The sequence below is a fragment of the Flexivirga endophytica genome, assembly GCF_014640635.1.
Lineage (GTDB): Bacteria > Actinomycetota > Actinomycetes > Actinomycetales > Dermatophilaceae > Flexivirga > Flexivirga endophytica.
The window spans coordinates 152,011-163,443 of sequence record NZ_BMHI01000005.1 but is presented as its reverse complement, the minus strand read 5'-3'; the positions used below and the strand labels follow the sequence as shown (position 1 = coordinate 163,443).

At 70.5% G+C, this 11,433-nt stretch carries 12 protein-coding genes; 5 read left to right on the top strand and 7 right to left on the bottom strand.

From position 1 onward, the window contains the following. Positions 1-264, bottom strand: a complete 264-nt coding sequence (locus IEX71_RS16055) for a WhiB family transcriptional regulator (protein WP_308420990.1) — start codon at positions 262-264, stop codon at positions 1-3. A gap of 190 nt (positions 265-454) precedes the next feature. On the opposite strand from IEX71_RS16055, the gene cofD reads away from it, so the two are divergent. Together cofD and IEX71_RS16045 are read left to right on the top strand one after the other, a co-directional pair. Continuing rightward, complete coding sequence (gene cofD, locus IEX71_RS16050; protein ID WP_188838062.1) at positions 455-1,426, top strand: 2-phospho-L-lactate transferase; 972 nt, start codon at positions 455-457, stop codon at positions 1,424-1,426. Next, positions 1,423-2,472 (top strand): coenzyme F420-0:L-glutamate ligase, encoded by a 1,050-nt coding sequence (locus IEX71_RS16045; protein WP_188838061.1) that lies wholly within the window; start codon positions 1,423-1,425, stop codon positions 2,470-2,472. Before cofD ends, IEX71_RS16045 begins: the two co-directional genes overlap by 4 nt. Before the next feature lie 15 nt (positions 2,473-2,487). Here the strand turns inward: IEX71_RS16045 and IEX71_RS16040 are convergent, their stop codons facing one another. Beyond that, positions 2,488-3,201 (bottom strand): TetR/AcrR family transcriptional regulator, encoded by a 714-nt coding sequence (locus IEX71_RS16040; RefSeq protein WP_188838060.1) that lies wholly within the window; start codon positions 3,199-3,201, stop codon positions 2,488-2,490. A 107-nt stretch (positions 3,202-3,308) separates the two neighbouring features. Between IEX71_RS16040 and IEX71_RS16035 the strand changes: the two genes are divergently transcribed. Then, a complete protein-coding gene (locus IEX71_RS16035) occupies positions 3,309-4,811 on the top strand; it encodes an MFS transporter (protein WP_188838059.1) in 1,503 nt (500 codons plus the stop codon). Positions 4,812-4,815: 4 nt separating this feature from the next. On the opposite strand, the gene IEX71_RS16030 is transcribed toward IEX71_RS16035, so the two are convergent. From IEX71_RS16030 to IEX71_RS16015, 4 genes are read right to left on the bottom strand one after another with little or no spacing between them, the layout of a single operon-like run. After that, entirely contained in the window at positions 4,816-5,751 is a 936-nt protein-coding gene (locus IEX71_RS16030) for a DNA-3-methyladenine glycosylase family protein (protein WP_229749799.1), read from the bottom strand. Continuing rightward, positions 5,748-6,449: a hypothetical protein gene (locus tag IEX71_RS16025; RefSeq protein ID WP_188838058.1), complete on the bottom strand. Its 702-nt coding sequence runs from the start codon at positions 6,447-6,449 to the stop codon at positions 5,748-5,750. Before IEX71_RS16025 ends, IEX71_RS16030 begins: the two co-directional genes overlap by 4 nt. 57 nt (positions 6,450-6,506) lie before the next feature. After that, on the bottom strand, positions 6,507-7,460 hold the full coding sequence (locus IEX71_RS16020) for a hypothetical protein (protein WP_188838057.1): 954 nt from the start codon (positions 7,458-7,460) through the stop codon (positions 6,507-6,509). 5 nt (positions 7,461-7,465) lie between these two features. After that, the gene (locus IEX71_RS16015; RefSeq protein WP_229749798.1) at positions 7,466-8,398 is read right to left on the bottom strand and encodes a glycosyltransferase family 2 protein; all 933 of its coding nucleotides are present in this window, start codon (positions 8,396-8,398) and stop codon (positions 7,466-7,468) included. A 69-nt stretch (positions 8,399-8,467) separates the two neighbouring features. Between IEX71_RS16015 and IEX71_RS16010 the strand changes: the two genes are divergently transcribed. Both IEX71_RS16010 and IEX71_RS16005 read left to right on the top strand, forming a co-directional pair. Further along, positions 8,468-9,427 (top strand): hypothetical protein, encoded by a 960-nt coding sequence (locus IEX71_RS16010; RefSeq protein ID WP_188838056.1) that lies wholly within the window; start codon positions 8,468-8,470, stop codon positions 9,425-9,427. Between the two features lie 52 nt (positions 9,428-9,479). Next, entirely contained in the window at positions 9,480-10,334 is an 855-nt protein-coding gene (locus IEX71_RS16005; RefSeq protein WP_188838055.1) for a helix-turn-helix transcriptional regulator, read from the top strand. Here IEX71_RS16005 and IEX71_RS16000 read toward each other — a convergent pair. Beyond that, the gene (locus tag IEX71_RS16000) at positions 10,235-11,425 is read right to left on the bottom strand and encodes an MFS transporter (RefSeq protein ID WP_229749797.1); all 1,191 of its coding nucleotides are present in this window, start codon (positions 11,423-11,425) and stop codon (positions 10,235-10,237) included. The genes IEX71_RS16005 and IEX71_RS16000 overlap by 100 nt on opposite strands. Between the last annotated feature and the right edge of the window lie 8 nt (positions 11,426-11,433).

Here is an 11,433-nt window from a genome sequence, read left to right as displayed (position 1 = left end):
TCAGACTGCCCGCTTCTTGAGCTTGCGACGCTCACGCTCGGACAAACCACCCCAGATACCGAAGCGTTCGTCGTGTGCGAGGGCGTATTCGAGACACTCGGCCTTGACGTCGCACCCGATGCAGACCTTCTTGGCCTCACGGGTGGACCCGCCCTTTTCGGGGAAGAACGCCTCCGGGTCGGTTTGTGCGCACAGCGCACGCTCCTGCCACGAAAGCGCTGTCTCTTCTTCTTCCTGCTCGAGCCCCTCGTGCAAGAGGGTCAAAATCGTGAACTCCTGCACGGCTCCTCCTCATTGTCGGTAATGACCTGACGGGGCTAATTACACGCGTGTCATTCCGATCCGTCAAGCCCACGAGGTGCTAACTACGGTTCGCAGACCTCCGCAGCGGCAACGCTTTTCGTCGTCCGGACGGCCAGGTCTCCCGCCGGACCCGACGTGCGATCATGGACCAATGCGCATCACCGCTCTCGCCGGAGGTGTCGGCGGAGCCCGATTCCTGCGCGGCCTGCTTCACCACCTGTCCAATCGCACCGACGGTCCGCACTCGCTGACAGTGATCGGCAACACCGGCGACGACATCTCGCTCTTCGGACTGCGGGTGTGTCCCGATGTGGACACCTTGCTCTACACCCTCGGTGGCGGAGTGCACGAGGGCCAGGGCTGGGGCCGGGCCGACGAGTCGTTCGTCGTGCAGGGCGAGCTGGCGGCATACGGAGCACAGCCGCAGTGGTTCGGCCTCGGTGACCGCGACTTCGGCACCCACATCGCCAGGAGCCAATGGCTCGCGCAGGGTATGACGCTCAGTGCCGTCGTCGAGCGGCTCGCGCAGCGCTGGGGACTGCCTGAGCAAGGGGTGACGCTCCTGCCGATGACCGACACTCCGGTCGAGACCCACGTCGTCATCGAGGACGAGGACGGCTCCGAGCGCGCCATCCATTTCCAACAGTGGTGGGTGCAGCACCAGGCCTCGCTACCCGCGAAGCGCTTCGTGGTCGCCGGGCTCAACCAGGCGGCCGCCGCCCCGGGTGTGCTCGACGCTATCCGCACCGCCGACCTGGTGCTGCTGCCACCGAGCAACCCCGTCGTGTCGATCGGCATCATCCTGTCCGTGCCCGGAGTCCGTGACGCGATGCGTGGCACGAACGCCCCTGTGGTCGGCGTCTGCCCGCTCGTCGGCGGCGCTCCGGTGCGCGGTCACGCGGATGCCTGCCTCTCCGCGATCGGCGTGCCGGTCACTCCCGACGGCGTCGCCGGCCTCTATGCCGACTTCCTCGACGGCTGGCTGGTCGACAAGGCCGACGAAGCGTCGATGGCCGGCGCCGAGCCCGCGATCCGGGCCATCCCCCTCCTGATGACCGACATCGAGGCCACCGCCGAAATGGCCTCGGAAGCAGTCGAACTCGGCCTGTCGCTACGTCGATGACCGCACCCCCGCAGCCGGTGTCGATCCGTCCCGTCGGCTTCGACGCCGAGGTGACACCGGCGATGGATCTGCCGGCAGTGCTCGGGGATCTCCTGCGTCCGGCCCTCTCCCCCGGCGACGTCGTCGTGGTGACCAGCAAGATCGTCTCCAAGTGGCTGGGACTCTTCGCGCCGGTCGGCGTCGAGCGGCCCGATCTCGTGCTCCAGCAATCCGATTCGGTCGTTGCCGAGCGCGCGAACGACTCGGGCACCACTCGTGTCGTGCAGGCGGTCGCCGGGCCGGTGATGGCGGGGGCCGGCATCGACGCCTCCAACTCCGGCGACGACCGCCTCCTGCTCCTGCCCCGTGACCCGGACGACGTCGCCCGCCGCGTGCGTCACGAGATCGCCGAAATCCTCCAGCGGCCAACAGATTTCGCGGTCGTACTGTCGGACACCTCCGGGCGCGCATGGCGTGGCGGTCTGACCGACTTCGCGCTGGGTGCCGCGGGACTGCGACCGGTCGACGATCTGCGCGGACTGCCCGACACGGCCGGTCGTGACCTGGCGGTCACCGTTCGCAACATCGCCGACGAGGTCGCCTCGGCCGCCGACCTGGTCAAGGGCAAGATCGACCGCGTGCCCGTGGCGCTGCTGTCCGGGCTCGAATCCTTCGTCACCGTCGACGACGGACCGGGTGCCGCCGGGCTCGTCCGCACCGGTCCGTCCGACTGGTTCGCGCTCGGTCGGGCCGAGGCCGTCCGTGCCGCGCTCGGTGTCGCGCCGGGCACTCCTCTCTCGGCCGAGGTCGGCATCGAGTCGGTCGCTCCGGAGCCACTGCCGGATCGGGTGGCCCGCGCCGTCCGGGTGGCACTCACCGCGGCCGACCGGGTCGACGTCGATCAGTCGGCGCCTTCGGACGACGGTGTCGTCATACGACTCGAAGGCTCGGATCCCGTTGCACTGGGCCGGGTTTGGGCACGCCTGGAGGTGGCCCTCGCCGGCGAGCGCCTGACCGGGGTCGCCGCGCGCGACGCAAACGGCGTGTGCCTGACCGTCCGCGACTGACTCAGCGACCGACCGTCATCGGCGGCTTCCCGCAGCGATGAGTTGCTCGATGCCGTCGAGGACGACGGACAGCCCGAACTCGACGTCCTGATCGCTCGGGAAGGCCTCGTCATCGTCGAACGTGCCCGCCTCGAGAGCGGTCGAGACCGCCGGGAACTCGTCCGGATCCACGACCGACGCCAGCGCCCGGGCCCACCCGGTGCCGGGTCCGTACTGCCGCGCCTGGCCGACCATGCTGCGCACGAACCCGTCGACGACGAGCAGCGCGGACGCCGCTGACTGCGGGTCGAGTCCGGTGCGCCCGATGGCCTGCATGCCGCTGTCCATCCAGGCCACGTTGTTCGGCCCCGCGGGCGGACCCTCCAGGATGACGTCCAGCACCCACGCGTGCGCCTGCAGCTGGGCCAGCTCCGCACGTGCCCACTCCCCCACCTGGCGCCGCCAGCCGGCCCGACGGGACGTCGCCGGCGGCCGACCCAATGCGGCGTCAGCCGCCACCGCCACGAGGTCGCTCCGCGAATCGACATGCCGGTAGAGCGCCATCGTGGTGAGTCCGAGGCGGCCCGCGACTGCCGCCATCGTGATCGCTTGGATCCCGTCGCCATCAGCGATCTCCATTGCGACAGAGGCGATTTCGTGAACCGTAACCGTCGGCTTGGGGCCACGACGAGGCCTTTCCTCGACACCCCACAGGGCACGTATGCCGCGACTCAGGCCGGACTGCTCCACGTCGTCTCCTCTGCGCTGCGGAATTAACTCTTTACATCGTACACAGTCGCGCTCTACCCTCTGTATCTGTCATAAACAGTTTTTGTCATACGCAATCAGGAGAAGTGATGCTCACGACCGGACTCACACCACCTCGGGCCGGGCGCAAGGAGTGGCTGGCGTTCGCGGTGCTGGCGCTGCCCCTGCTGCTGGTCTCGATGGACGTGTCGGTGCTCTACTTCGCGGCACCGGAGATCAGCCGCGACCTGCACGCCTCCCAGACCCAACAGCTGTGGATCTTCGACATCTACGGTTTCGTGCTGGCCGGCATGCTGATCACGATGGGTGGCCTCGCCGACCGGATCGGCCCCCGACGGCTACTGCTCATCGGCGCGGCGTGCTTCTCGGCCACGTCCCTGCTCGCGGCATACTCCGCGAGCACGACGCAACTCATCGTGGCGCGGGGCATCCTCGGCGTCGCGGGTGCCACCCTGATGCCATCGACGCTGTCGATGCTGCGGTCGCTCTTCCCCGACGAACGCCAGCGCGGCCAGGCGATCGGCGCCTGGACCGGCATCATGACCGGTGGCATCGCGCTCGGCCCGGTGCTGAGCGGCGTTCTGCTGCAACACTTCTGGTGGGGCTCGGTGTTCTTGATCAATCTGCCGGCCATGGCCATGCTGCTCGTGCTCGGCCCGATGCTGCTGCCGCGTGGTGAGCGCCGCGCACACCGGGTCGACCTGCCGAGCTCGGTGCTGTCCCTGATCGGCGTGCTGTGCACGATCTTCGGGATCAAACAGTGGGCGACCGACGGCTTCGACCTGCGCTGGACCGTCTCCATCGCGCTCGGCGGCGCCCTCCTCGTGGCGTTCGCTCACCGGCAGTTCCATCACGCCCACCCGATGGTGCCGCCCGCCCTGCTGCGCAACAGGGGCTACTGCACGGCGTTGCTGGGCAACACCATCTGCTCGTTCGCGCTGGTCGGTAACGCGGTGCTCTTCACGGCATACCTGCAGCTCGTGCTCGGCTACGACCCGCTCACCGCCGCGTTGTGGAGCATCGCGCCGACGGTGTGCGTGGGCGCCGTCGCACCTTTCGCGGCGACGCTGGGTGTGCACCTGGGCAAGCCGGTCGCCGCGGCGCTGGGCCTGACGGTGGGCGCGTGCGGGTTCGGCATGCTTGCGACGGTCGGCACCTCGTCGCTGATGATGGCACTGATCGGTGCCGGCGTGCTTGCCGCCGGACTGGTCGTCACCATGACGCTGGCCAGTGAGCTCGTCCTCTCCAGCGTCGACGAGGGCCAGGCGGGCAGCGGAGCGTCGGTCTCCGAGGCCGCGAGCGAACTCGGTGGGGCGCTCGGCATCGCACTGCTGGGCAGCGTCGCCGCCGCGGGATACCGCGCTCGGGCACACGAGACCCTACCCGCATCCGCGGTGCACGGGCCCGCGGGCGAATCGCTCGCCCAAGCGGCCGGCTTCGCCGCCGGTCTGCCGAATCCCCTGGCGCACCAAGTGTTGTCAGCCGCTCGTGCGTCATACGTCCACGGTGTGCACCTCGCGGTCCTCACCGGTATGGCGCTGCTCGTCACGGCAGCAGTCGTTCTCTGGCGCAGCCGACGGACGTTCGCGTGACGTCTCAGCCCGGCAGATGCGTGGGTATGGCGAGGCGCGGCCCATGCCGGGGTGCGCCGAGCCGACCTGACATCACGAGGAATTGGACGCGATAGCGATGCCCGGCATAGGGCCGCAGCAACCGCTCCAGCTCCTCGTCGTTCACGGGTGCACCGGTCAAGGCGTGGCCGATGTCCTTGGCGATGTGGTAGTCACCGAAGCTGACGGCATCGGCGTCGCCGGCAGCGCGTTGCATCGTCTCGGCTGCAGTCCAGACGCCGACACCGGGCACGGATCGCAAGCGCTGCCAGGCATTTTCGCGAGGCAGTGACGCGCACTCCTCGAGCCGCGGCGCGACCTGCAACACCCGCTGCACCGTGTCGGCCCGTCGACCGTCGACACCGGCGCGCAACCACTCCCAGGACGGGATGCGTCGCCAGCCCGCGACGTCCGGTGGCAGCATCAGCCGGATGGCCGCGATGGCGTCGGTCGGACCGGGCGCCGGTGCGCCGTGGCGACGCACCAGCTGCCGGTAGGCACCGAACGCCTGCTTGCCGGTGACGCGCTGCTCGATGATCGCGGGGATCAGACTGTCGAGCACCAACCGGGATCGGGCGATGCGCCAGTGTCGCTGCTCCTTGGCGATGTGCCGGAGGCTGTCGTGCTGGATCTCGAAGGTCCGCGGGTCGTCGGCCGCTCCGAGCAATTCGGGCAGGCCCTCCAGGATCCAGGTGGCACCAGCGCCCCATGCCTGTGCGACGACCCGGTCACCGGTCGGCGCCGGCTCCCGGTGCAACCGCACGGTCGCCGGGCCCTCCGGAGTGCGGGTGGCACGCCATACGACATCCGCGGTGGTGTGGAAGGTCGGGTCGCCGGCGCCGTGCCGGTAGGTGCCGAGGATCGCGCCGAGCGGCACCGGCCGGCCGGGCGCGAAGTCGGCGGTGGCCGCCGGTGCCGTCACCGCCGCCGGAAGGTCAGCAGCGCCAGCCCGAAGTTGCCGGTCTCACCGGCCGCGACGGTGTTGGCCTGCCGGCCCTCTTCCAGCGCGAGATCGCCCACCAGGGACAGCCCCTGCTCGTCGGCGCGGGCTATCAGCGAGCGCACGTCGGCCACGGCGACACCGCCCGCGTCGCGCGGGCCGAGCCGCAGCGAGACCATGATCAGCCCGCCACGACGCAGCGCCGCGGTGCCACGGGCCAGGTCCTCGTCGACGGTCGCGGGGTCGCTGGAGTGCGGGTGCAGGCGGACGACGAGGTCGACGGAGCCGGCGTCGATGTCGTTGCCGACCACGTCGGGGCGAATGACGTCCACGGCGAGCGGGGCGAAGCCGATCTTGGTCGCCCAGCGGGAGAACACCGACCGAGCGCCGGCCGTGTCGACGACCACCGCGTGCCGACGACCGTCGTCGACGATCCGCAACAACGCCGCGAGGGCGCCGAAGGCCGCCCACGCGCTGGTGTCGTCGAGGGTGCGTGCCAGACCGAGCCTGCGGGCCGCCTTGCGCGCGAGTCGTGCCTCGTCACCGTCCAGCAGGAGACCGGTCGTGCGCACGCCGCTGAAATCGGCCGCGCGCAGCGAGACCTTCTGCTCGACCGGGCGCGGAAGCTTGGAGGCGGTGTCCTTGGCCGCCTGCCGGGCACGGCCGACCACACGTTGCACTGCCGGTGAACCTGAGAGGCGAGCCGCTGCTGTCGAGTGGACCTTCACCCTTCGACTCTAACCGGAGACGGTGACAGCGGCCGGCAGATAGCGGCTCAACAGCTCACGTTGCTCGCGGCCGAGGCCCGTCTCGAGGTGTTCCAGCCCCGGGGTGACGACGCGGGTCGTGGGCATGTCGTGCAGCGCTGCGAGATTCAGCAGCGCGGTGCTGGTGCCCCCGACCGCTCCCGAGGCGCCGATGACGGCCGGGTCCAACTCCGCCGGCAGATCTCCCTCGATCGTCTCGAAGTCGCGGTATCTGGCTGGGTCCTCGGCCGGGTGCGGACGCACCACGAGGCGCTTGCCGCGAGCCGCGGTGTCCCGTGCGACCGCATCGATGTGGAGCAGGTAGTCCTTCTCCGCAAGTGCACCGATCTCGACCCACGGCGAGCTGAGGAAGACCACCCGTCCGTCCTCTCGGTCGGGCCTGCGATCTCCGGCGTGTGCCAAGAACTCGTCCCGGATCCGCGACTGCAGGGCGAAGCCGCGCCCGACGTCATACATCGCGAAGCGGGTGCTGGTCAGCCCGCGGACGGCGCCCTCGACCGCCAGCGCGCGCGCCGTCGTCCACGGCTCGCCGCCGCCCTGCCGGCGCCAGGCCGCACGGCGGGTGCGCCAGTCGCCATACGTTCCCAGTCCCTCGTCCGTGACGACGGTGCGCAGGGGCCGGCGCGGGGCGGCTCGGCGCATGGTCACCCACGGCTTGATGCCCGGCGCCCCGACGGACAGGTAGGTGAGTGGCCCGTCCGGAACACCCGCGAGCGCCCCGACCGACTGGATGATCTGCAGGTGGGTGTCCGGCCCGAGCGGCAGCAACCGGCGGATGTCACCGGTGGTGACGCGTGCCTTGCCCAGGAAGGTCCCGCCCGCGAGGTAGGTGACGTGGAACTGCTCGGTGAGTCCGCGCAGGTATGCCGCGAGGTGCACCAGGTGGGTGCGGCTGCGCACCCCGGTGATGACGATCTGTCGCATCCGGCTCACACCACCGGTGGCCGGCCGGCACGGGCCAACCGGCCGACGGTCCGCCAACTCATCGGGCGTCGGTCGCCCGCGCTGGTGCGGACGCCCTCCAGGAAGCCGCCGGCCCACGTGCGCAACGCACGCTGGTCGTGGACCCGGACGATGGTGAGGCCGGTCCAGAACGACAGGTAGACCGGCACCAGCGGCGCCGGCAGGTTCCGCTTGGCGACCCAGACCCGGTTGCGCGCGTTGGTGTGGAAGTAGATCCGGTGCCGGGTCGCGGCGGTCGCCGGGTGATGTATGACGACCGACGGCAGATATTCGATGCGCCAGCCGAGATCCACCAGCCGCCAGGCAAGATCGACCCCCTCGTGGCCGAAGAAGAAGTGCCCCGGCCAGCCGCCGGCCTGCTCGAACGCCTTGCGGCGCACCAGGACTGCGGCCTCCCAGAACCATGCGGCAGGCCCGGCGCGACCACCGTCACGCACATCGAAGCGCGGGACCCACCGACGCGGCGTTGGCCGGCCGTCGGGGTCGACGCCGCGCGGCTGGACCACCGCGATGCGCTCGTCCGAGTCCAGCCTCCGCGCCAGTCGGGCGATGACGTCGACCGCCGGCAGCGCCGCGTCGTCGTCATAGAAGTAGATGAACTCTCCGCGAACTTCGCGCGCGGCCACGTTCCGTCCCTCGGGAATGCCGACATTCTCGGGAAGGTGAACAGTCCGCACCCAGTCCGGCAGACCCTCCGGCTGCCAGCCGTTGCCCACCAGCACCACGTCGAGTTCGACACCCTGCTGCGCGCGCAGCGTCGCCAGCGCGCGTCGCAACTCGACGGGGCGGTCCCCCATGTGCAGCATCGCGACACCTACTGTGGGACGGCGCACCGGCCGTGACTGGGCGGACGACGACAACACCGGACGCGAATCCGGCGTGCTGAGAGTGCCTTCCACCCAATATCTCCCTCGTGAGGACGACTGTGTTTCGCAAGTTACGAGCCGCGATTGAACGGAGTGCGGAGCGTGTCTGAACATCACGACAACCCCGGGGCAGCACCGGTGCCCGTCGGTGGCGAGATGGCATACGGATCCGATGCGCCGGCGCCGCTCGGAGTCCTGCTCGACCTGCTGCGCGAACCACTCCGGGGGGCGTCCTCCGTGCTGTTGCTCGGCGCCACCGCCGCTGCACTGGCCGAAATCTGTCCGGCCGCAACGGCCTTCGTCCGCCGGACCGCGGACGCAGAGCAGCTCGCGAGCCGTGGTGTGCGGGTGCTGGTCGGTGGGCTCGACAGGTTGCCGCGTGAGGAGCGCGCCGATCTCGTCATACAGCTGGACCCGCCGGGGCGGGTGTTGACCCCCGACTCCCCCGGCTGTTCCCACGCGCAGGTGGTGGCGATGGCCGCCGAGCATGTCGCACCGGGCGGCCGGCTGGTCGCGTTGGTACCCGGTCCGCTGGGTCCGGATCGCGCCAACTCGCCGTACGCCCCGGAGCCGGACGCCGACGACGCCTGGTGGGTCGGCACGGAGGGGTATGACGAAAGGCCTCCCACTCTGCGCGAACTCCCGCGCCAGCCAACGCATTTCGTGATCTCGAGCGGTGGCGTGCCGAACGTGGCCGCGTCGGCCGCACCCGCCGCCGACCCGTTGGTCGAGGTCGCGGACGCATGGTTGCTGGGCGACGCCGACCAAGCGCCCCCGGCGGATGCCGTGTGGACGCTGCCTGCAGAGGGGTCCGCAGACCGTCCCCTCCACCGCCCGGGTCGGAGTGAGCAACGCATCGCCCAGCTGACCGAACAGGTCCGCAAGCGCGACGCCGAGTTGGTCGGGCTGCGGACGTTGCTGGATCAGCAGTTGCGCCGGGTCCGCGCGCTCGAGCACGCGATTGCGACCGAGCACGGGCCGCTCGCCCGGCGGACGCTCTTCGTGATGACGGCCCCCGTCTCACGCATCGTGGAGGCCGCTCGAGCGCGAAGGCACCGCTGACAGCTGCGGCATCGTCGGGAATGCCCCGTGCGCGAGCGCGCTTGCACCGAGCATGGACTTCTCCCGGCCGGAGTGGCGCATCGACAGCTCCTGGAAGTGCGAGCTGCTCGAGGACGGCGCTCTGGAACCGACCCGGTCGTCCCTCTGGGTCCTGGTGTGCTCGGGGTCGATCTCCGTCGGCGGCACCGGTGCGACCACTCTCGAGGCGGGCGATGCGGCATACGTGCACCACGCCCTGTTGCATCCAGTGCGTGCCATCGCCGACAGCCGGTTGCTGGTCGCCGACCTGCACGCCACCCGCGGCGAGTTCCGCGGACCGATGATCGCTCGGGGTTTCGCCGACACCCAGAGCGGCATCGTCGCTCTCCTGGCCGCGTGCCCGGTGCGTGGCGAGATGAGGATCGAACGTCCCGGCGTCACTGCTGCGTATGGCGAGCTGCTGGGTTCGGCGATGCTCTCCGAGCACGAGCGTGCCGTCGACGAGCACCTGCCCAGGTCGTCCGCCGATCCGGTGGTCCGTGCCGCAGCCGTGGCGATGGCGGCCGATCCGACCCGGGACTGGACGCTCACCGAGCTCGCCGCGTTGTCGCACGTCGGCACCACGACACTGGTCGCTCGCTTCCGCGAGGCCACCGATCTGGCCCCCATGCAGTTGCTACGCAGGCTGCGGATGCGCCGTGCCATGGATGAGCTGTCCAGGTCGGACGCCGCGATCACCACGGTCGCGCGGCTCGCGGGTTACGGTTCGGCGGAGGCATTCGTCCGCGCGTTCCGCGCCGAGACCGGGCTGACTCCCGGTCGGTGGCGTCAGTCCTCGCGCGGCACCAGCCGCACCGCTGCGAACCCGACTGCGGCCAGCCCCGCGAGCCCCGCCCCAACGGCCATGGCGGCCCAGACATCGCGGTGATCCACGATCAGGCCGCCCAGGACCGCGCCGAGCGTGATCGCGGCCTGGAACGCCGTCACCTGCAGTGAGACCGCCGCCTCCACTCGGTTCGGCTCCGCTCGGGAGACCCACAACTGGGTGGTCACCGGCACCATGTTGAACCCCGTGCCCCAGGCCAGCACGGCCAGCGCGACGACGACGGTCGACGGATGGGCGGCCATCAGGACCAGGCCGACGAACAGCACTGCGGGCGCCGCCACCACGCCGATCCGCAGCCGGGTGGACAGCCAGCCGCCCACGAGGTTGCCGACGAGTCCACCGATGCCCCACGCGAGCAGCAGCACCGTGACGAGCGAGGGCGTGACCGCCTGCAGCGCGACCCGGATGTAGGGGTACGCGGCGAAGTTGGCGAAGGCTGCCAGCGCGATCATCGCCACTCCCGCTATCAGTCGGCGGTTGCCCAATGCCTGGCGCATCATCGCCGCACCGGCACCCGGGTGCGCGGGCACCGGTGGCAACAGCCGGGCCAGCACCAGTCCGGAGGCGGCCGTCGCCGCGATGAGTAAGGCGAACACCGCCCGCCAGCCGATGACATCGCCCAGCACCGACGCCAGAGGCACGCCGATGATGGTCGCGACGCTCGTGCCCAGGGACATCGCCGTCGACACCAATGCCGGACGTTCGGTGACCGCCACGCCGACGCCGAAGGTGAACGACCAGAACCCGGCGATCGCGACGCCGAGGAGCACCCGCCCGGCCAACAGCACCGGTAGTGAAGGCGCCAACGCCACCACCAGGTTCGACACGAGCGCCAGCATCAACAGCCCCAGCAGCACGCGCCGTCGATCGGCCCGTGGCAGGACGGAGGCGATGGTCGGTGCGGTGATCGCACCGGCCAGGGCCGTCGCGGCGACGGCGAGACCGGCGCGCCCCTCGGTGACGTGCAGGTCGTCGGCGAGCAGGGGCAGCACTCCGGCCGGGACGAACTCGGCGCTGACCAGGACGGCGGTGCCGGTGGCCAGTGCGAGGGCGGTCGGTATGGCGCCGGGCCGACCATCGGGCACGACGGTGTCGGCGACAGGAACGGTGCGAGTCGGGTCGGAGCAGGTCACCCGTTCAT